The 18817-nt window shown below is 51.9% G+C and carries 22 protein-coding genes, 3 tRNA genes and 1 riboswitch; of the genes, 12 read left to right on the top strand and 13 right to left on the bottom strand.

What is annotated here, in order from left to right; translation table 11 throughout:
• Window positions 1–108 precede the first annotated feature (108 nt).
• From EYB48_RS08480 to EYB48_RS08465, 4 genes are all read right to left on the bottom strand, one after another.
• Window positions 109–183 (bottom strand) — tRNA-Thr (locus EYB48_RS08480).
• A 32-nt stretch (window positions 184–215) separates the two neighbouring features.
• A tRNA-Gly gene (locus tag EYB48_RS08475) sits at window positions 216–289 on the bottom strand.
• Between the two features lie 48 nt (window positions 290–337).
• A tRNA-Tyr gene (locus EYB48_RS08470) sits at window positions 338–423 on the bottom strand.
• 153 nt (window positions 424–576) lie between these two features.
• On the bottom strand, window positions 577–1299 hold the full coding sequence (locus EYB48_RS08465; protein ID WP_202927723.1) for an MgtC/SapB family protein: 723 nt from the start codon (window positions 1297–1299) through the stop codon (window positions 577–579).
• Window positions 1300–1717: 418 nt separating this feature from the next.
• Window positions 1718–1824: riboswitch (yybP-ykoY riboswitch) on the top strand.
• A gap of 89 nt (window positions 1825–1913) precedes the next feature.
• Between EYB48_RS08465 and EYB48_RS08460 the strand changes: the two genes are divergently transcribed.
• From EYB48_RS08460 to EYB48_RS08450, 3 genes are read left to right on the top strand one after another with little or no spacing between them, the layout of a single operon-like run.
• A complete protein-coding gene (locus EYB48_RS08460; protein ID WP_162019880.1) occupies window positions 1914–2486 on the top strand; it encodes a TMEM165/GDT1 family protein in 573 nt (190 codons plus the stop codon).
• A 19-nt stretch (window positions 2487–2505) separates the two neighbouring features.
• Window positions 2506–2871, top strand: coding sequence for an ArsC/Spx/MgsR family protein (locus tag EYB48_RS08455; protein WP_162019879.1), 366 nt, complete (start codon window positions 2506–2508; stop codon window positions 2869–2871).
• A complete protein-coding gene (locus EYB48_RS08450) occupies window positions 2868–3668 on the top strand; it encodes a hypothetical protein (protein WP_162019878.1) in 801 nt (266 codons plus the stop codon). Before EYB48_RS08455 ends, EYB48_RS08450 begins: the two co-directional genes overlap by 4 nt.
• Window positions 3669–3738: 70 nt before the next feature.
• Here the strand turns inward: EYB48_RS08450 and EYB48_RS08445 are convergent, their stop codons facing one another.
• The 4 genes from EYB48_RS08445 to EYB48_RS08430 all read right to left on the bottom strand — a co-directional run bounded on the left by EYB48_RS08445 (window position 3739) and on the right by EYB48_RS08430 (window position 7726).
• Window positions 3739–4377 carry a LysE family translocator gene (locus EYB48_RS08445; RefSeq protein ID WP_162019877.1) on the bottom strand — a complete coding sequence of 213 codons (639 nt, stop codon included), beginning with the start codon at window positions 4375–4377 and terminating at the stop codon, window positions 3739–3741.
• 119 nt (window positions 4378–4496) lie between these two features.
• The gene (locus EYB48_RS08440) at window positions 4497–6128 is read right to left on the bottom strand and encodes a tetratricopeptide repeat-containing response regulator (RefSeq protein WP_162019876.1); all 1632 of its coding nucleotides are present in this window, start codon (window positions 6126–6128) and stop codon (window positions 4497–4499) included.
• 176 nt (window positions 6129–6304) lie between these two features.
• The gene (locus EYB48_RS08435; RefSeq protein WP_162019875.1) at window positions 6305–6502 is read right to left on the bottom strand and encodes a DUF2905 domain-containing protein; all 198 of its coding nucleotides are present in this window, start codon (window positions 6500–6502) and stop codon (window positions 6305–6307) included.
• Window positions 6503–6550: 48 nt separating this feature from the next.
• Complete coding sequence (locus tag EYB48_RS08430; RefSeq protein WP_162019874.1) at window positions 6551–7726, bottom strand: class I SAM-dependent methyltransferase; 1176 nt, start codon at window positions 7724–7726, stop codon at window positions 6551–6553.
• 54 nt (window positions 7727–7780) lie between these two features.
• Between EYB48_RS08430 and EYB48_RS08425 the strand changes: the two genes are divergently transcribed.
• From EYB48_RS08425 to ttcA, 3 genes are all read left to right on the top strand, one after another.
• A complete protein-coding gene (locus tag EYB48_RS08425) occupies window positions 7781–8587 on the top strand; it encodes an SDR family oxidoreductase (RefSeq protein WP_162019922.1) in 807 nt (268 codons plus the stop codon).
• 23 nt (window positions 8588–8610) lie between these two features.
• Window positions 8611–9003: a dihydroneopterin aldolase gene (locus EYB48_RS08420; protein ID WP_162019873.1), complete on the top strand. Its 393-nt coding sequence runs from the start codon at window positions 8611–8613 to the stop codon at window positions 9001–9003.
• Between the two features lie 141 nt (window positions 9004–9144).
• A complete protein-coding gene (ttcA, locus tag EYB48_RS08415; protein ID WP_408058273.1) occupies window positions 9145–10098 on the top strand; it encodes a tRNA 2-thiocytidine(32) synthetase TtcA in 954 nt (317 codons plus the stop codon).
• A gap of 77 nt (window positions 10099–10175) precedes the next feature.
• On the opposite strand, the gene EYB48_RS08410 is transcribed toward ttcA, so the two are convergent.
• The 3 genes from EYB48_RS08410 to EYB48_RS08400 all read right to left on the bottom strand — a co-directional run bounded on the left by EYB48_RS08410 (window position 10176) and on the right by EYB48_RS08400 (window position 12182).
• Complete coding sequence (locus tag EYB48_RS08410) at window positions 10176–10577, bottom strand: DoxX family protein (RefSeq protein WP_162019871.1); 402 nt, start codon at window positions 10575–10577, stop codon at window positions 10176–10178.
• A gap of 65 nt (window positions 10578–10642) precedes the next feature.
• A complete protein-coding gene (locus tag EYB48_RS08405; RefSeq protein WP_202927722.1) occupies window positions 10643–11515 on the bottom strand; it encodes a pirin family protein in 873 nt (290 codons plus the stop codon).
• Window positions 11516–11585: 70 nt separating this feature from the next.
• Window positions 11586–12182 carry an FMN-dependent NADH-azoreductase gene (locus tag EYB48_RS08400; RefSeq protein WP_162019869.1) on the bottom strand — a complete coding sequence of 199 codons (597 nt, stop codon included), beginning with the start codon at window positions 12180–12182 and terminating at the stop codon, window positions 11586–11588.
• 149 nt (window positions 12183–12331) lie between these two features.
• On the opposite strand from EYB48_RS08400, the gene EYB48_RS08395 reads away from it, so the two are divergent.
• The 6 genes from EYB48_RS08395 (at window position 12332) to EYB48_RS08370 (ending at window position 17958) form a co-directional block, all read left to right on the top strand.
• Entirely contained in the window at window positions 12332–13306 is a 975-nt protein-coding gene (locus EYB48_RS08395; protein WP_328823316.1) for a LysR family transcriptional regulator, read from the top strand.
• 161 nt (window positions 13307–13467) lie between these two features.
• A complete protein-coding gene (locus EYB48_RS08390) occupies window positions 13468–14178 on the top strand; it encodes a DUF6445 family protein (protein ID WP_162019868.1) in 711 nt (236 codons plus the stop codon).
• A 192-nt stretch (window positions 14179–14370) separates the two neighbouring features.
• A complete protein-coding gene (locus EYB48_RS08385; protein WP_162019867.1) occupies window positions 14371–14994 on the top strand; it encodes a hypothetical protein in 624 nt (207 codons plus the stop codon).
• A 13-nt stretch (window positions 14995–15007) separates the two neighbouring features.
• The gene (locus tag EYB48_RS08380) at window positions 15008–15976 is read left to right on the top strand and encodes a hypothetical protein (protein WP_162019866.1); all 969 of its coding nucleotides are present in this window, start codon (window positions 15008–15010) and stop codon (window positions 15974–15976) included.
• A 319-nt stretch (window positions 15977–16295) separates the two neighbouring features.
• A complete protein-coding gene (locus EYB48_RS08375) occupies window positions 16296–17132 on the top strand; it encodes a hypothetical protein (protein ID WP_162019865.1) in 837 nt (278 codons plus the stop codon).
• Window positions 17133–17454: 322 nt separating this feature from the next.
• Window positions 17455–17958, top strand: a complete 504-nt coding sequence (locus EYB48_RS08370; protein ID WP_162019864.1) for a TlpA family protein disulfide reductase — start codon at window positions 17455–17457, stop codon at window positions 17956–17958.
• On the opposite strand, the gene EYB48_RS08365 is transcribed toward EYB48_RS08370, so the two are convergent.
• Together EYB48_RS08365 and EYB48_RS08360 are read right to left on the bottom strand one after the other, a co-directional pair.
• A complete protein-coding gene (locus EYB48_RS08365; protein ID WP_162019863.1) occupies window positions 17955–18377 on the bottom strand; it encodes an ACT domain-containing protein in 423 nt (140 codons plus the stop codon). The genes EYB48_RS08370 and EYB48_RS08365 overlap by 4 nt on opposite strands.
• Complete coding sequence (locus tag EYB48_RS08360; protein WP_162019862.1) at window positions 18374–18676, bottom strand: hypothetical protein; 303 nt, start codon at window positions 18674–18676, stop codon at window positions 18374–18376. Before EYB48_RS08360 ends, EYB48_RS08365 begins: the two co-directional genes overlap by 4 nt.
• Window positions 18677–18817: the final 141 nt, after the last annotated feature.

Here is an 18817-nt window from a genome sequence, read left to right as displayed (position 1 = left end):
GGCTTGGTGCGTTCGAACTTACCTTTTGCCATTTTGGACTCCTAACGATTTTGATGAGAATACTCAGGCACGCGCCCGACGACTTCAGACTTGAAACACCAGCTTTAGTGGTGCCCTTGACGTGGATTGAACACGTGGCCTCTCCCTTACCAAGGGAGTGCTCTACCACTGAGCTACAAGGGCAGCTTGTTTCGCACAATAGCGATGCAAAAAACTGGAGCGGGTGAAGGGAATCGAACCCTCGTCATAAGCTTGGAAGGCTTCAGCTCTACCATTGAGCTACACCCGCAGGGGCTACCACTTCAGCCGCAATACAAATTCTTTAAAATTCTTTACCTGGTGGAGAGGGCTGGATTCGAACCAGCGTACTCGCAAGAGGGCAGATTTACAGTCTGCTGCCATTAACCACTCGGCCACCTCTCCGCAGGGAATCCCGAACTATATAGATCGACCTCACACCTGTCAAGGCTGTTTTCTAAAAAGAGTCAAAAAACGATAAATAATTATTTAATCAATAATAAAATGACGAGAAAAGAGCACACTTTTCCTGTGCAAGCCTGTTTTTCAGCGCTCAGCTTAATTTCTCGCATGGTTGAGCTGAAATGAGTCTATGTATGGTTTTTGCTGAAAGTCATGCGAAAGTACGGCCAGCGGACTGGCAGAGCGGCGGTCCAGCGCAACGGCAACAAAGCGCCATTCTGTACAGCCTGCCTGCATAGCGATCGCGAGCGTCCCTTCAGCCAGTTCATAACCATGCCGTTCCGCCATAGCGATCAAATCTGTCTCGTCCGGCTGCACGCCGGGCTGAAAACGCAGGGTGATGGCAATCGCGGCCCGGGCTGGCAACCAGGCTTCCAGTTTATGTACCCAGATCATGCAGGCGGCAGACAACAGCGCCAGCAGTATCGCAGCGGCATAAAAGCCTACGCCGACCAGAATACCAATGGCCGACGAGGCCCAGACCGATGCTGCCGTGGTCAGCCCGCTGATCGTGAAACCTTCCTTCATAATCACACCCGCGCCCAGAAAGCCTATGCCAGTGACGATGCCCTGAATTGTACGCGAAGGATCCAGATTCATCGGTGCCAGCGCCCTGCCGCCAAACCAGAAGTCAGGATAGCCTGCAATGACGACCAGCGCAGCCGAGGCCATGCACACCAGTCCATAAGTACGCATTCCCGCTGCCCTGCCATGGTAGGAACGCTCATAGCCCACCACAAATCCCAGCAGCATCGCGCCAAAAATATTGAGGAAAATGATTAAATTCGCATTAATCTCTGCTGCAGACCAAAAGCTCATGAAATGATTCAGATAGGCATCCACTTTGCACATCCGGATAAAATGATTTATAAAATTTCAGTGTATCACCCTCTATTTCCTGGCATGACACTTTCCACACACTCAGCAGTCCAAGGCCAGGCCTGCGCAGACCCGGACAACACCGGCACTGCGCTGCACACACTATGCAAAAGCTAAGCTGATAAGCAAGGATTTCACCTATTTGTAAGTGCCCGCTATCGATAACATCCATTAATAGCATAGACTTATAAAAATAAGTATCCAGTATTTTTTCTGGCTGCAACAGCTACAATCCAAGGTTTAACAGACGCTTGCAAGCGTAGCAAGGCAAGTAGACTTTAGGTTTTCAGCTTAATTCCATGCTCAACCGTGCTTGAATTTTTCCATGCGACACGGATTGCCTGAGCTATAATGCGCGCTCTCAATCATTGGGGAGTAGCCAGCTTCAGCCCTGCTGAAGACGGCGCATCAACATACTTGACGGGTTCGTCATGGTGCGCCGGATCTGCGATTATTCGTGGATTTCGCAAGACCTTTGATAGTCGCATGGCGTTTCCAGGGATGGGGCGGCGTGCTGCTGTCATTGGCCAGTCCGCCCCGTCCCAAATACACACATGGAAGCATTTCTCGTCTCTGCACTCGCTGTCACCGTCGGTGAAATCGGCGATAAAACGCAATTGCTCGCGCTGTTACTGGCAGCGAGGTATAAAAAGCCTGCCCCCATTATTCTGGGCATCCTGGTCGCCACTCTGGCCAACCATGCGCTGGCCGGCTTAATTGGTAGCTGGGTAGCCAGCCACATTCCTGCAGACTGGTTGCGCTGGGGACTTGGGCTCTCATTTATCGCTATCGCGGCCTGGACTTTGAAGCCGGACGACATGGATGATGAGGGCATCCAGGATGGCCGCTACGGCGTCTTTTTACTGACCTGTGTGACTTTCTTCCTGGCTGAAATGGGCGATAAAACCCAGCTCGCCACGGTTGCACTGGCAGCAAAGTATGAAGCGCTGGTCAGCGTCATTGCGGGCACGACGCTGGGCATGCTGATTGCCGACGTACCGGCGGTGTTTTTGGGTAAAGTGGCGTCGCCCAATTTTCCGTTTAAGCTGGTACGCTGGATCGCCGCAACTGTGTTCGCCGTGCTTGGCTGCCTGGTACTGGCAGGTGTCGGTGACCGTTTTCTGTAAAGAATGCTAAAGAATACTTATGATACAGCTCTACCATAATCCACGTTGCTCCAAATCACGCGAAACACTGGCTCTGCTCGAGCAGACCGCAAGTGAACAGCAATTAAGACTGGAAGTCATCGACTACCAAAAGACGCCGCTGACGCTGGAGCAGTTACAAACACTGCTGACACAGCTCGGTGGCGATGTACAAGCGATGTTGCGCTCAAATGAAGAAGAGTACAGTGCTGCCAGTCTGGCGGGCGCCGACAGTTTGCGCGCGCTGCAAGCCATCGTGACCACTCCTAAATTATTACAGCGCCCTATCGTCAGCTATCAAGGACAAGCTGTGATCGCACGCCCACCCGAGCTCGCGCTCGGCTTATTTCAGAAAGTAAATCCATGAGCGAATTCAGACTTGCCGCTGGCAGCAAAGTAAAGTTTGGCTGCACCACGAATCAGCTGTACACCATACTACGGCAGGGTATCAGCAACGACACCCAGCGCCTGGGACTGGAAAATCACCATTTGAGCGGTGGAGTTTTCGTCGGCGAATTAATGGCTTATTACGCTGCCTGTGCTGGATTTTGCAAAAATACCAGTGAACTGCATCAGCAACACGCCGCAGTGATGGGGGCTTTTGTCAATGCGCTGCAGGATCAGAAAGGCAGTAAGCCTGTGTTGGCTGGGCTGGATGACATCGGCCATCAGGCAGGCTTGCCGGTAGTATTGGATATAGAACTGGGTGAAGACTGCCTGCTGGTGGCCGATCCGCAGTTTGTAGCTGCGCACGAGACGGAAAAGAGCTGGAAATACTGGCGCAGCGCCAGTCTGCAGCGCCCGGATGGCATTCCGGCCAGCTGGGTACGTCAGGTATTTTTCCCGCGTCTGCTGGACTTCCGCGATGTCGCTACGGCACGCAGTGCACGCAGTCTGGAACAGACTACCGACTGTGCACTGATGGTAGGTGGCTTAATGCAGGCATGGCATAAAGATGCGCCAGCCGACTTGCTGCACGCATTTCACAAGCAATATGGCCGCATTAATTTTTCGCAATCCATGAGCTTTGATGAGACCTCGCTGGAACGCTTTTTTAATCTGGCAGCCATGATAGACCCGGCCAGCCGCTTACTGAATCAGATGACCATCTGGCAGGACATTGACGCACTGGCCAAAAAGCAGGGCATCCCTTTAAGCGAGTAAATTCAAGATAAATCGGGAAAAAAAGACGGCAGCCCAACAAAGTGAGCTGCCGTCTTTGTCGGATAGCTGTTTAATTTGCCGGACTACGCTTCACAAAGAATAGCGCAGCGCCAATTGCCATCAGGATGCCGCCAAAAAAACGGTTCTGCCTTTGCAGCCAGCGCTCATCACGGAAATACTTTTGCGCACCGGAAGCGGCAAACGCATAGCTATGCATGACCATCAGGTCTACCGTACACATAGTCACAGCCAGTATCAGCAACTGCGGTAACAGCGGCGCCTGTTGCGATATGAATTGCGGCAAAACCGCCACCATGAAAATGATGCCCTTAGGATTGGTCGCATTGGTCAGAAAGCCAGTCAGAAAGCGGCGCTTCACGGATGGAACCACTTTATCAGCTGTGCCTTGCAGCATGCCCTGTGTGACGCGGGTGCGCCATTGCATCCAGCCCAAATAGATCAGATACAAGGCACCGACCACCTTGACGATGCTGAACGCCAGCTCAGAGGCCAGCAGAACAGAGCCGACACCGGCACCGGCAATCGCCAGTATCATCAGCAAACCGGCTTGCAAACCCATAATGGTGACACTGGTACGACGCACACCGTAATTCAGCCCATGCGACATCGACAATACAGCGCCAGAACCCGGCGAAATCGCGATCACGCAAGCGGCAATGACAAAGGCAAACCAGGTGGCAAAACTCATGACAAACTCCGGCAAAGAAAAATCCTGATTGTAGGCGATATGCGTGGGACAGGGTTCAGGACTTGGTCGCGTCAATGCGGACAAGGCCAGCCACAGCAGCTGGCCTAAGGGGAAATACCTCAGGTTTTGGCAGTACGGTTGACCGCCAAACCATATTTTTTCTGCAGTTCGTCATACAAACCGCGGATCGCTTTCAGACGCGGATTCATAGGATCCAGACGTCTTCCAGCTTCAATCAATTCGCGCGCCTGCTCGCCTATCGTGCTGTCCCAGCCCATGTTTTCCAGGCACTTCAGCGCAGCCAGCGCCGCATTCAATACCACCTGTGGATTATCAGGCGATTTTTTTGCCGCAGCGGTCATCAGTTCAACCGAGCCACGGAAGTCGCCTTGCTTCGCCTTTTGTACCCCCAGCGCCACCAGATCCATCACCTCTTTCTGGCTGCGCTGCGCTAATTCCTTAGCAAGATGCCCCTTACCGGCGCTTTCAAACACACCCATAGCACGTGCCATCATGCGCTGGTTACTGGCATTTTTCATCACATCCAGTACGATTTCGGACGCCTGACTTTCCTGATTATTTTCCAGGCAGCTTTTTGCCAGCCCCAGTTTGGCATTGGTCGACAGGCCGATGTCCTCACGTGAGGCAACCACCGCATTATCCAATTCTTCGGTCAGGCGCTTATCACCGGTTTTCGCATGCACCATGGCAGCAGAAATCGCGCGGCAGGCAGCGGTCTTCTTAAGCCCGACCATGTTTTTTTCCATGTCGCGTATTACCGATTTCGCCTGATCGGTATCGCCTTTTTTGACCAGCGCACCAACCAGGTTCAGGTGATCCTCAGGGTCGCGGAATTCAGAAAATTTGGCCTTACTGACTACCTTTTTAAATACGTTTTCTGCCGTTTCTATATCGCCGGTTTCCATCGCAATCCGGCCCAGATTACGCAGACGCCGCACCGCATGCGGTGACACACTGACGGCAGTATCCAGCACTTCTTTCGCTTCTGGTAACTGGCCTATCATTTCATGGGTTTTCGCCAGCCAGTCATAGGCATCCATGTACTTATTATTTTCAGCCACCAGATTTTTCAGGATAATCTCTGCTTCCTGATATTTACCTTGCATGTACAAGGTCTTCGCTAAACCCAGACGTGCCCAGGCCACGGCTTTTAATTCGAATAACTGGGTGTATAAGGCTTCAGCTTCCACTGCCTCGCCCAGCACCACATGCAACTCAGCGCGCAGGCGCATAAAGTCGACTGCATACTTGGGATAATCGCGCTCCCCATGATGGCAGGCCACAATCGCCTCAGTCGGATTCCCCTCTTCCATCAGTGCATGGACGTCAACAAAGGCGCGGCGTTTTTCTAAAGCCCTGATCACACGTTCCAGCAAAGTGTCAGCAGTAAAAGGCTTGAGCAGATAATCAGATGGGGCCAGCTCGGCGGCACTGACGACTTTCGCGTAGCTACGCTCGGCCGTGACCATGATGAAGATGGTGGATAAGGGAGCCAGCTTATGATGGCGCATATCTTCCAGCAGTTGCTGGCCATCCTGACCGACGCCCAGGTCGTATTCACACAGGATCAGGTCATAGACCTTATTCTGTATCGACCGCACCGCCGTACCAGCGGTGAGTGCATGCTCGATTTTGGTAATGCCACACAAATTCAACATATTGTGCAAACTGACCCGCATGCCCTGATGCGGTTCAACGAGCAATGCCCTGATGTCACTGAGTTCGCTCATTTCAACCTTTAGCTTAATTATTGTACTGATTGCCAGACATGGGATGACCGTGCGTACTGCACGGTTAGACTGTCGCCAGATTCATTATATGCATGTGACGGCAGTGCAGAGCGGAACTTTATGCATGTTGCCCTGTTTGCAGAAAAAAATGCTGCGTTTAGGCAACCTAATTCCCCTTATTTAACAAATCTGGCGACTACCAGCACGAATAAGGCGATCAGGATGGTAGAGGCGAATGGAAACGAAAACTGCTTACCGAACAGGCGGAAACGCAGGTCACCCGGCAAACGGCCGATGCCCAGTTTTTCCAGCCAGGGTAAGAGACTGGAAAATACAATTACGACCAAAAACAGGGTCAAAAACCAGCGAAACATAAGCAGACTCCCTTCAGGATCAGCCAGCCACAAAGGCTGAACAGGGATTTACAGGCGGTGTGAGCGGTCTTGCTGCAGCAAAGTAGCAGGCAGACTGAGTTCTGTCCCAACCAGCAATACTTTAAATAATTCACCCATTTCTGCTGGCGACACCAGTTTTTGCAAGGCATTGGCCTGCGGCAGATATTGCATCACCTGTTCGGCGGAAGTACGCGCCAACACCTGTGCGATACCAGCCTGTATCAGGAAACCAGCCTGGCTCGCATAAGTATGCAAGTGCAGACCGCTATCCAGTGCGGCCTGGGCCATCGCAGTAAAGTCCACATGGGCGGTAATGTCCTGCAAGCCCGGCAGATAAAAAGGATCGGGATGAGCATGATGGCGGTAATGACACATCAGCGTGCCCTGATGCCGTTGCGGATGATAATACTCACGCGCCGGGAAACCGTAGTCGATCAGCAAGGCTGCGGCCGCTTTACCGGTGTGCGCCTGTCCGGCTTGCAGCATAGCGGACAAGCTATGCATAAAGCCGATCGCAACAGCGTGGACTTCGGTCAGGTAACCCTCCTGCAGCGTATCAGCATCCGGGATCTGTGCTGCGCGCGCCGGATCGCAGTCGCGCTCCACGAACTCTAAAGCAGGCTGGGCCTCGCTGCTCTTCAATGCCACCCCCACTTCGCGCCAGCCGCTGTCTGTCTTGCGCAGCAGGTCGACCGGCATCGCATCCAGCACTTCATTGCCCACCACTAGTCCGGAAAATGCCTCTGGCATCGCGGGCAGCCACTGCACTTCAGCAAAATCTTTCAGATATTCTTCCTGACGGGCACGCAGTTCGCCAGACAATTCCACGATAAAATAGCGCTCTATCGCGATACCTGCTGTACGGCACTCGCTCAGAAAGTCTTTCGCGAGTTTGCCGCTGCCAGCGCCAAACTCCATGACCTGAGCACTGATCTGCGGCAGACACTGCGCATAAAATTGCGCCAGCGTGGCACCAAACAGCGGCGTCATTTCAGGCGCCGTTGTAAAATCGCCGTCTTTGCCTAATTTTGTCGCACCGCCGCTGTAATAACCCAGATCGGGTGCGTACAGCGCCAGCTCCATATAGCGTGAAAAAGGCAGCCAGCCCTGATGCTGGGCCAGTTCGTCCAAAATCCGTTGTTGCAAAGCTTGTGAAGCTGCAAGCGCATCCGGCGCCGGTAAAGGTAGAGATAATTTTTGCATACCGGCATTGTATTGAAAACCGTAACAACACTGTGAAGAATTTCCATGAGCAGCATGCACACTGAAGCGCCGACCGGCTCCACCGCTCCACGCGTCGCCCTGGTGACCGGTGCGGCTAAACGCATAGGTCGCCACATCGCGCTCGCCCTGGCTGGGCAAGGCTGGGACGTGGCTGTACATTATGGCCGTTCAGGCAGCGAGGCTGCCCAGGTAGTGACTGAGATACAGTCCATGGGCCGCCGTGCTGCGGCATTCGCTTGCGATTTGGCCGATGAAGCAGCGACCCGCGCCTTGCTGCCACAAGTGATCGCCACGCTGGGTGGCATACATTGCGTGGTCAATAATGCATCCCTGTTTGAAGAAGATGATGTGCACAGCTTCAGTCATGCTGCGCTGGACCGGCATATGCATGCCAATCTGGCGGCCCCGGTTATCCTGACCCAGGCGCTATATGCTGCCACGCCGGAACACGGTCAAAGTTGTGCCATCCAGTTACTGGATCAGAAGCTGTTCAATCTGAATCCTGATTTTTTATCGTACACCTTGTCCAAAGCCGCATTACAATGCGCGACGACCACGCTGGCACAAGCGCTGGCACCCAAAGTCAGGGTAGTCGGCGTAGCGCCCGGCATCACCATGGTATCCGGACATCAGAGTGAGGCCGATTTTACGCAGGCCCATCAGGTCACACCGCTGGGACGTTCCAGTACGCCGGATGATATCGCGCGCACGGTGTGCTTTGTAGCAGATAGTCCGGCCATCACGGGCACCACTATCCTGGTCGATGGCGGCCAGCATTTAATTCCCTTGCAGCGCGATGTAATGTTCGTCGCGACTGCGAATACCGGTAACCTCAGTTAACTTTTCTAAGAATCGAGCTTTTTATGTTATCCGTCCTGCACCACCCGCAACTGACCGATTGCCGTCGTTTGTTCCTGCGCAACTATGAAGTCAACATCAATATCGGTGTGCATGAGTTTGAAAAAAAAGGCGAACAGCGCGTGCTGATCAATGTCGATCTGTATATCCCGCTGGCCTTGTCGACACCAAAAGATGATTTGCTCGATGAGGTCGTGGATTATGATTTCATGCGTGGCACCATCGCGGCACGGATAGCGCAAGGCCATATTCATTTGCAGGAAACCCTGTGTGATGATGTGGCACGCAGCATGCTGGCTCACCCACGGGTACGCGCAGTCTGTGTCTCCACCATGAAACCGGATGTCTATCCGGATTGTGAAGGTGTGGGCGTAGAAGTGTTTCAGATTAAAGAGTAAAACTCAGGCATGCGCGTTAAGGCAAACGCAGCGCGACCGGCAAAGATCAACTCCCCGCCTCGCCCTGCTGTGCCAAAGCCCTTGCCTAAACATCCAGCACCAGCAATTCAACAGTAAAACCAGAGTCAGACCATGCAAGCCTTGAATGAATCCCTCACATCCGGCGCCGGCGAAGCCGCAGCCACTCAGTCGGCCACTCAGTCGGCAACCAAGTCAGCAGAAAAAATCGCCTACGAAAACAATAAGCTGCACAAACGTTTGTGCCGCCTGGTCGGTCAGGCCATAGGCGATTTTAATATGATAGAAGAAGGCGATAAGGTCATGGTCTGCCTGTCCGGTGGCAAGGACAGTTATGCCTTACTCGATATCCTGATGACGCTGCGCGAACGCGCACCTATCAACTTCGAGATCGTGGCCGTCAATCTGGATCAAAAGCAGCCGAATTTCCCGGCCGATATACTGCCTGCTTATCTGGAAAAAATCGGCATCCCGTATCACATCGAAAATCAAGACACTTATAGCATCGTTAAGCGCCTGATCCCAGAAGGCAAAACCACCTGCTCGCTGTGTTCACGACTGCGCCGAGGCATTTTGTACCGGGTAGCCGATGAACTGGGTGCGACCAAAATCGCGCTCGGCCATCATCGCGACGACATCATGGAAACCTTTTTCCTGAATATGTTCTTCGGCGGTAAACTCAAAGGCATGCCAGCCAAACTACAGTCGGACGATGGCAAACATATCGTGATCCGCCCTATGGCCTATGTGAAAGAAGCCGATACTGAACGTTATGCGCAAGTACGGCAATTCCCTATCATTCCTTGTGATCTGTGCGGATCACAGGAAAACCTGCAGCGTAAGCAAATCAAAAACCTGATGCGTGAATGGGAAAAGAAACATCCTGGCCGCGTCGATAATATTTTCTCTGCCTTATCGACCGTCGCTCCTTCGCATCTGATGGACAGAAATCTGTTCAACTTCCATGACTTGAAACTCGATGGCAATGCCAACCCCAATGGCGATATCGCATTTGACGATGAACCCTGCGCGACACCTGCAACTGGCGTGATACAACTGCAACTCGATCAGGACTGATACGCGGTAGCAGTTCAGGCTAAATGAAAAAAACGCTGATCTTGTATCAGCGTTTTTTATTTTCAGGCAGACTGCATTCAATCCTGGCGATCCACGCTCAGCGGTCCGCTGCCATGTACCACCACCATCAACAAGCCACCGGCCATGGACAGATTTTTCATAAAGTGAATCATCTGGTTGTGGGCTGCATCCGGTGCCGCTGCCCAGAAGTCATGGAACAGCACGGCAGCCGCAATCGTGAATAATCCCATCGCTGCTGCACTCAGACGGGCGCGCCAGCCCAACATCAACAGTAAGCCACCACCCAGTTCCACCACGATTGCCGCAACCGCAGCCAGTGCAGGGAAAGGCAGATTTTTGCTAGCGATATAGCCTACCGTGCCATCAAAGCCGGTGATTTTGCTGACGCCTGACAGCACGAAAATCAGAGCAATCAATACACGCCCAAACAGCGGGCCGGTTTTTTCTAAATATGTCATGTTTATTTCCTTTCAAATTAATCAGTTCGCGATGCGCATATAGCCATGCCCATCAGTCGCCAGGTTCACGCGGCGAATGCCCCGCGGCGGTAATCGTCAATTGCCTGCATAATTTCCTGCTGGCTGTTCATCACAAACGGGCCGTACTGTACGATGGCCTCATTCAGCGGCTGCCCGGCTACCAGAATGGCGCGGGTCGCACCGACTGCCCGGAACTGCACGCCATCAGACTCCGGCGCATTGTTCAGTATCGCCATTTGCCCCTTTGCCACCTTAGACCCCTGCACCTGCAACGCTCCCTCATAGACAACGACAAAGGCGTTCATTGCTGCCGGCAATGCTTGCGTAAAGCTGGCACCGTCTGGGCTATGGATATCCAGATACAGCGGCTGGGTATGCGCTCTTTGCACCGCACCCGTCACACCGTGGCTGGTACCGGCGATCACCCGCACCAGCACATCCTGTTCTGTGCGCAGTTCAGGAATCTGCTCGCGCTGAATGTCGCGATACCAGGGCGCGCACATCTTGTCCTGCGCTGGCAAATTCAGCCATAACTGAAATCCTGCCATACGACCTGACTCTTGCTCAGGTAACTCGGAGTGGATCACCCCACGTCCTGCGGTCATCCATTGCACACCACCGGTTTGCAATAAGCCTTCATTTCCAGCGCTGTCACGGTGGCGCATACGACCGGTCAGCATATAGGTGATGGTTTCAAAGCCACGGTGCGGATGATCGGGAAAACCGGCGATGTAATCATCAGGCTGATCGCTGCCAAAGGCATCCAGCATCAGGAAAGGGTCGAGGCGCTTCTGCAACTGGTGATCGAGCAAGCGCGTGAGTTTCACACCGGCGCCATCGGACGTTTCCTGTCCGACGACCAAATGCTCGACTTGACGTGGACGAGTAACGACTTCAGGTTGGTGATTCGTGTTCATACCTTGCTCCTTCATGCTAAATATCAGGCTGATATGTCAGAGTCAGCCTGTACCATCCATGTGCTTCTGTTTAATTCAATTGAGCGATCTCTGCGCGTGCCGCACTGAGCGCCTGTGCTTCACTGTCCGGCCCCATGGCCAGGCCTTCTGCATAAATAAATTCCACATCGTTCATACCAAGGAAGCCCAGGAAAGCACGCAGATAAGGCATCTGTGTATCATTCGGCGTATTCCGATACAGGCCACCACGGCTCAACACCACATACACTTTTTTACCGGTCAGCAAACCTTCCGGACCCTGTGCGGTATAACGGAAAGTCACACCGGCACGCGAAATCGCATCGATCCAGTTTTTCAATTGCGCAGAAATTCCAAAGTTATACATAGGCGCACCGATCACTACGCTGTCTGCCGCCTGCAATTCTGCAATCAGCGCATCATCCTGGGCCACTCTGGCCTGCTGCGCCTCTGTGCGCTGGTCGGCTGGGGTGAATAAGGCTTGCAAGGCAGTTTCGTCCAGTACCGGATGCGGTGTCGCACCCAGATCGCGCACTTGCAATGTGGCACCCGGATGTTGCGCCAGCAAATGGGCGCTCAGCTCAGCCGCCAGGCGGTTGCTGTGCGAATTAGCGGAACGTACGCTGGAGTTGATTTGCAAAATTTTCATGATCGTTTCCTTGTCTGATTGAATGACTTAGTCTGCTGGTTCGGATGTCGCTATATCGAAGCTCGCCTTACGCGCAGTTCACTATTTGCTGTTCCGTTTGGCGATGTAGCTACTTTATACGTTCCACTTTCAATACAGAAGACGATAAATTGGATATCATTGTTCCATTTTCGGAACAATACTGGAGCAAGCGTATGCAAATAGAAGCCAATGACTTATTCCTGTTTGCGCGGGTTACGGAAGAAGGCAGCTTTAGCAAAGCCGCAGAGCGGCTGGGTTTGCCAAAATCTACGCTGTCGCGCCGTATCTCCACCCTGGAAACCCAGCTCGGCGAACGCCTGTTACTGCGCACCACACGTCAGCTCAGCCTGACGGAATTCGGTCACAGCGTGCTACAACATGCGCTGCAAGTCAGGGAAGAAGTGGAAGCCACGCTGGCACTGACCCAGCATCGTCAGGCCGAACCCTCAGGCAATTTACGCATCTCTATGCCTGGCGATTTCGCCTATGGGCCTATGGGCATTTTTCTGGGCGACCTGTTACGCCGCTATCCATCGATACAGCTGGATATGGACTTGTCGCCACGGCGGGTCGATCTGATCGCAGAAAACTTTGACGTCGCGATACGGGTAGGCGAACTGCCTGACGATGCCTCGCTGGCAGCAAGGCGTCTGACCACGTTTAAGGCAGGCTTATATGCAGCCCCCTCGTATCTGGCGAAGCGCGGCACGCCCAGCGAGCCGGAAGCGCTGATGGAACACGATGCGCTGCGTCTGACTGCACGTAATAAAGATGCCATCCCCTGGCGTCTGCGCCGTGGCAATGCGCAATGGGAAGGCATCCCGCCCGGACGCGCCACTGCCAATTCACCGGAAATACTGATACGCCTGGCGGTACAGGGCATGGGCATCATGCTGATGTCGCACCACTTCGCGAGAAACTATCTGGAAACCCAGGCCCTGGTTCCCATCCTGGGTGACTGGCAAGGGCCGGAAATTCCGGTTTGGGCCGTATTCCCGGGACGCCGGCTAATGCCTGCACGCACACGTGTGTTTCTGGATGCACTGGTCGAACGTTATCAGAATGAACTTCCTGATAGCATTGCAGCACGCGACTGTTCCTGAGCGATGAAGCTGAGAGCGCGGGACAATTGGTGTGAAAGCAACACGAGCCAGCGGATTTATAAGCTGTTACTAGGCGGGAGACCCTGTATTGCGCATACTAGGCTGGCCAATAAGTAAGACCACTTCCTGATACGCATCAAACCACAATCGAACTAAGCGCTATGTTGCCTTTACCCGCACCTGGGGTCTCGTTACCCGCCGTCCCCGCCGTCGCACCCAGCCTGCCGTATGAGCCGCTGGAACACGGTAAAAATTACTGGATCGTCGATCAGGCCTTGCCGAATGCAGAAGAAATTGCAGAACGCTGCTATCAACGCGAGCAGTGGCAGTACGGCAAACCCTATACCCAGGAAAGCTGGCCGGGCATGCGCTTTCACGGTGCGCTCTTGCCCGAGGAACTGGCGGCACTGGAGGCTAAGGTGAAGCAATTAACTGGCAAGCAAAAACTCTGGACGGGTCAGGCTCCCGGCGGATTGAAGCTGGACAGCAATGTGGCGCAACTGGTCGGCCAGCAGGAAGGCCGACCACATCCGCATACCGATAGCCGCAGCCTGTGCCGTTATGCCTGCGTGATTTACCTGAGCCGCGATCCGGCGCCGGATTCCGGCACCAGCTTTTGCCGCCTGCGCTACCCGAATGGCGCCATCGGCGGCAATATCGTGGCAGCCCCGAACAATAATCTGGTCGATGCGCTCAAAGTACGCGGCCTGCCTATACAAGCCTGGTATGAAGACTTACGCGTGGAAAATGTATTCAACCGCATGATTTTGTACAAAGCCAACCTGGTCCACAGCGCCACCGGCTACTTCGGCCAAAGCCTGCGCGATAAACGCCTGACCGTGGTGTTTTTCTGGATGGCGGAAGAGGATTAAAGGCAATATAAAAAAAACAAACAGCAAGAATTTTGTGGTGGAAAGAGATGAACTTAGCCTCTATGATTTGTTGTTTTTATACATATTTATTTAAATAAAATTCATTCTTTAATTGAAGATTTCTTTAAAAGAAAATACATTAATTTCCTCTGAGAAATTTTAATTGCTATTAACTTGGGAAATAAAATCAACATGTTTAAGAACGCTTCTGTAAAAAAAACACTCGCTAATTTATGCCTCATTACACTCATTACCCCAGCACAATTCTCCACTGCAGGGGACGGACAATCCGTGGACGTTATTGGTCAAAGAGATTGCAGTGGAATACTTTCCGAAAAATGTGGTTGGGGTGATTTCGGAAATGGCAATGGAGGTGATGGCGGAACCGGCAATATAGACCCAGGTCGTGAGCCCGGCGATTCAGGCCCGTCTTATGACGAATTAGCGCAATTGAGAACGCAAGTGAGTGATATACGATGTGTGTTAAAAGCGTTACCACTTGGAGTAGGTGGTACGGAATATTCAAATGTTTTATCTGGGGATGATGAAGTCACTCGGCAGTTAGCTGCCAGCTCTGTTCAAAATATCATCAATTTAGAAAACAGCTTCCGTACTTTAGCTGCTGAAATCTTGTCTTATATCACAAATACGCAGCAAAACTATCGTTTGACTGTCACGTATGCAGATGGGGGAACAGAACAATGGTATGTAGGTTCACGTTTTAGTACCCTAAAAGTAATTTCCCCAGTTCCAGGCACATGGAGACAGGGAACAGGTAAATCCGAGCCTAGCCCAAATTGTCCTTCATTCGGTTAATCAATGAATTCAAATGAAATTAATCAAAATTGCCATCCTTATTGCAGCAAGTTCAGTCGCTACATTTTTTTACTTTCATCATGAGCAAAGTGCTGCAACGAACCAAGATACCCATCCGGTTAAGCAGAACCTTGCCCCACAAATTTCTGTAAAGAAAAACGAAGCAACGGTACCAAACAAGCTCAGTGTTTCGGAAAAAGATAAGTCGTTATCGATGTTACTTTCCGAATCAAAGAACATGCGTGCATTTGTTGAATATGCGAAAAAATTTCCGGAAAAAGGCGGCTATGGTTATGGCTTACGAGCACTGTACGACTGTGCTTATGCAAGAGGCCTGTTAACTAAGAAGCAAAGCAATCTGCAATATGATCCTAGAAAAAATTCCGAGTCGTATGCAGCCAGGCAAACTTCATTCGAAGCAGTAAGATATCGCTGTCAGGACTTCAGTGATAGTGAGTTGGCTTCAGCCGCGATCGAAGCCCATAAAGCAGAAGGCGTTCAAAAAGGAGACTTCATTCTGCAAGCAGAGAAACTGAGATCGACTATTTCTACAAACAAGCCTGTTGAATCGGCTAAAGTCAAAGAGAAAATATTAGATCAAATCTTCCTCACAAAAGACCCTTTGCTGGTTGCGGAGTACGGTTTCAAAGTTGCAAATGATGGTAAAGCGCAAGGCTCGAGTTTCGTGTTAGATGGAAAAAGTTATCCCACCTTCAGTGTTGATGGCTGGATGATCAGAACAGCGTGGAAACTGGCCGCCTGCGAATTGCAGGCTGATTGCTCAGCCAATAATATGGAAGTAGTCAGTTCCTGCCTGGGCTATGCACGTTGCTTTCCCGATTTACCATCGTATTTGAAATTTGAACTTGCTGGCTATGGTGATAGCGACGGGTCAAAATATGTCCAGGCTCAACTGTTGTCACGTCAGATTCTGGACGCAATCAATCGTGGAGATTTGCAATTCTTTCGTCCGAAAAAATAGTTACTTCTGATCTAAAAGACTGATACGACTTAGGTATGATACAACCCGGCAACGCGAAAAGTTGTCAATGCCAGGCATATCCCATATATGCCTGGCTGCTCTATCTGCTCCCCAAAAAAAGCATCATCTTTAAATCAGCTATATGTATGAAATAAATAATTGCCATACCAAAATTGTGACTGCCGCCAAGAAAACGCTGCTTACGCTCATCATCCTCAGTTGCATAACAGCGCTAATAGCGCATTTTTATCCTGAGCCCGCTACTGCTAACGCTATCACCCGGGCAACGGGGATACCCAGTTAGCCCGCATCCGTTGAGGTGGCAACGAGCAAAGCGGTGACAGTGGCCCCTCCCAGCCAAATGCCGGCTGAAGCAGGTGTCGCCCAAATGTATGCGCAAACCAAGGATATGCGCGCCTTTGTCGCATATGCGAAGCAGCACCCGGAATCGGGTGCCCTTGCATACGCACTAAAAAGTTTGCAAAAATGCCGTGTTTCGAAAGAAATTCTGATACGTGACAAAGCGAACTTACAGTTTGATCAAAAGTTCCCATCAGAGCATTTCTCAGCCCGACAAAGGTCTTTCGATTATCTGCAATATCTGTGTCAAGGGTTTTCTGCCGACGAACTCAGCGACGAAGCAGTCAAATCCCTGCGAGAAGAAGCAATCCAAAAAGCAGATCCATTTGTTAAAGTGAGCACATTGGCAACTGGCATTTCAACGTTGAAAGACCCTCAGGGCGCAGCATTAGCTAAAAACCAAATCATGCAAGCGATCTTTGCCTACAAAGACCCATTATTGGTCAGTGATTACGGCATTAATGCGAGCAATGATAAGACTAGTACCGGTAGTAATTTTTTTCTGAATGGAAAAAGTTATCCCGTCTTTTCTGATGAAGGCATCATCATTCATGCTGCATGGCGTCTGGCAGCCTGCGAGATGGGCGGTGACTGTTCTGCGACGAACGAAGATGTCATCACTGCCTGCATCGCATTCGCCCGCTGTCATACCAGTCTGGCAGCCTTAATCAAAGAAGATTTGATGAATGCCGGAGATAAAAACGGCCTATGGTATGAACGTGCCGTCAGCTATGCCAGACAAATCATTGATGCGATCCATCGCGGTGATCTTCAGGCATTTCGCCCCAAGCAGTAAGGTCTGCGCATGTGCACATCCCCAAGCCATTTTTTTGTTAATTGGCTTGGTGTAAACAACCTATAGCTGGTAGCACCTCAATTCCAGCACAGATAGCCAGAATCAGAGAACAAATAGCTGAACTATCCTGTTCCGATAAAAAAACAGGAATGCCCCCTTAGCGAAACAACACGCAATTATCTTCGGGCCAATATTGCCTTGAGACAAAATATTTTTCTTCTATAGTGAAAGCATTCTGGCTGCTAAGCGACTAATGCAAAGTCCTGCAGCCACGTGCAAGCTTTTGCTACTGCCTGCATTTTTCCACTCTCAGGGAGACCCTATGCATCGTCGCCAATTTCTGCAAACCACAGCTGCCAGTGTGTTAGTGGGCTTGAGCTCATCCAGCTATGCAGCGGAAGCTAGCCGCTTGCAATTGCAAGGCACGGACGTGAATGGCAAACCGCTAGGCTTACAGGATTTTTCCGGCAGAGTCGTGCTGGTCAGTTTTTTTACTGTCGATTGTGATGTGTGCAGTAAAGATTTGAAGTTAATGCGTGAGTTTTATGCGGGTAATAGCAGCAAAAAATTTACTTTACTGGGCGTCAATCTCGACAAAAATAAAAAAGAACTCGACGAATACAATGAGGTCACCACCCAGGCCTACCCTAAGAGCCAGCGCTTCCCGACGGCCTGGCGTATGGCTCCCGGCCATAAAGACAATTTCGGCAATATCAGCAGCACACCCACTCACTTTGTCTTAGATGCCCGGCATCAGCTGGTGTTCAAGCGTGAGGGCGCATTTCGTCCGGACGACTGGGATCGCTTATGGGAATTACTGGGTTAAGAAGGCACGGATAAGTTGGCCGCTTGCTGCTGCAAAGCCTGCAGCACGGCCATCGCTGCCGGTGCATCCTCGACAGGCACCAGTAAATGATCGTGAAAAGCGCCAGCCACCACATTACAGCTGATACCGGCCTGCGCCAGCGCAGTGGAAAACGCCGCAGTCAGCCCAACCGCTTGCAAATCTGAATGCACCTGCAGTGTGATCCAGGCGGCACGGAACAACACCGTCAGCTGCGCCTGCTGTGCTATTGACTCTTCCAGAACTAAGGTCCAGCCTTCAGCTTCGCGGATACGCACCAGTGCGGGCAAGTCCAGCCGCTCAGCATCGTGCGGCACACAGACCAGCGCGTAGACGCCATCCTGCAATACCGGCTTCATCTGCGCCAGCAATTGACTCAGATCAAGGATAGCGCCGCTCATGAGGAATGACGCCGCTGTTCGGCGCGTTGTTGCCGGGTCTGACGCACCGTCGGTAATCCGGGTGGATCTTCAGGAAACCACAGCCACTGCACATCGGTGCCACCCTGACGCCAAATCCAGGCGCGCCAGCGCAAACTCAGCACGATCACCGCCAACAACACCGCGGCTCCAGCCAAAGCCGCTGCCACCAGATAGGCAGCCGCCTCGCTCAAGGCGAATGCAGGCATCAAAGCATGTGCAATCACCAACACCAGTCCAATCAGAAACAGCATAAGTACTATCCAACGCAGGGTTTTCATTTGTGCTCCTCTTGAATTGCGACTTAGGTGCGATCCAGCTTAAGCAAGTCTGGCTGCGGCTGCAATACGTATTTTGTGCAAGCCTTGGATAACAGAAAAAACCCGTGCGCGTCAGGCAGACGGCACGGGTTCAGTCTTGAG

The sequence above is a fragment of the Cognatundibacterium crateris genome (assembly GCF_010078235.1).
GTDB classification, from domain to species: Bacteria; Pseudomonadota; Gammaproteobacteria; order Burkholderiales; family Burkholderiaceae_D; genus Undibacterium; species Undibacterium crateris.
Note: the sequence above shows the minus strand (reverse complement) of the source record. Positions and strands in the feature narration are given on the sequence as shown.

Excerpts from the sequence above, each read along its gene's own strand:
- EYB48_RS08385 (WP_162019867.1), top strand. The coding sequence starts at position 14,371 with ATGTTTAAGAACGCTTCTGTAAAAAAAACACTCGCTAATTTATGCCTC.
- EYB48_RS08450 (WP_162019878.1), top strand. The coding sequence starts at position 2,868 with ATGAGCGAATTCAGACTTGCCGCTGGCAGCAAAGTAAAGTTTGGCTGC.
- EYB48_RS08430 (WP_162019874.1), bottom strand. The coding sequence starts at position 7,726 with ATGCAAAAATTATCTCTACCTTTACCGGCGCCGGATGCGCTTGCAGCT.
- EYB48_RS08400 (WP_162019869.1), bottom strand. The coding sequence starts at position 12,182 with ATGAAAATTTTGCAAATCAACTCCAGCGTACGTTCCGCTAATTCGCAC.
- EYB48_RS08420 (WP_162019873.1), top strand. The coding sequence starts at position 8,611 with ATGTTATCCGTCCTGCACCACCCGCAACTGACCGATTGCCGTCGTTTG.
- EYB48_RS08435 (WP_162019875.1), bottom strand. The coding sequence starts at position 6,502 with ATGTTTCGCTGGTTTTTGACCCTGTTTTTGGTCGTAATTGTATTTTCC.
- EYB48_RS08380 (WP_162019866.1), top strand. The coding sequence starts at position 15,008 with ATGAAATTAATCAAAATTGCCATCCTTATTGCAGCAAGTTCAGTCGCT.
- EYB48_RS08445 (WP_162019877.1), bottom strand. The coding sequence starts at position 4,377 with ATGAGTTTTGCCACCTGGTTTGCCTTTGTCATTGCCGCTTGCGTGATC.
- EYB48_RS08410 (WP_162019871.1), bottom strand. The coding sequence starts at position 10,577 with ATGACATATTTAGAAAAAACCGGCCCGCTGTTTGGGCGTGTATTGATT.
- EYB48_RS08405 (WP_202927722.1), bottom strand. The coding sequence starts at position 11,515 with ATGAACACGAATCACCAACCTGAAGTCGTTACTCGTCCACGTCAAGTC.
- EYB48_RS08460 (WP_162019880.1), top strand. The coding sequence starts at position 1,914 with ATGGAAGCATTTCTCGTCTCTGCACTCGCTGTCACCGTCGGTGAAATC.
- EYB48_RS08455 (WP_162019879.1), top strand. The coding sequence starts at position 2,506 with ATGATACAGCTCTACCATAATCCACGTTGCTCCAAATCACGCGAAACA.
- EYB48_RS08390 (WP_162019868.1), top strand. The coding sequence starts at position 13,468 with ATGTTGCCTTTACCCGCACCTGGGGTCTCGTTACCCGCCGTCCCCGCC.
- EYB48_RS08465 (WP_202927723.1), bottom strand. The coding sequence starts at position 1,299 with ATGAGCTTTTGGTCTGCAGCAGAGATTAATGCGAATTTAATCATTTTC.
- EYB48_RS08360 (WP_162019862.1), bottom strand. The coding sequence starts at position 18,676 with ATGAAAACCCTGCGTTGGATAGTACTTATGCTGTTTCTGATTGGACTG.
- EYB48_RS08365 (WP_162019863.1), bottom strand. The coding sequence starts at position 18,377 with ATGAGCGGCGCTATCCTTGATCTGAGTCAATTGCTGGCGCAGATGAAG.
- EYB48_RS08370 (WP_162019864.1), top strand. The coding sequence starts at position 17,455 with ATGCATCGTCGCCAATTTCTGCAAACCACAGCTGCCAGTGTGTTAGTG.
- EYB48_RS08425 (WP_162019922.1), top strand. The coding sequence starts at position 7,781 with ATGCACACTGAAGCGCCGACCGGCTCCACCGCTCCACGCGTCGCCCTG.
- EYB48_RS08440 (WP_162019876.1), bottom strand. The coding sequence starts at position 6,128 with ATGAGCGAACTCAGTGACATCAGGGCATTGCTCGTTGAACCGCATCAG.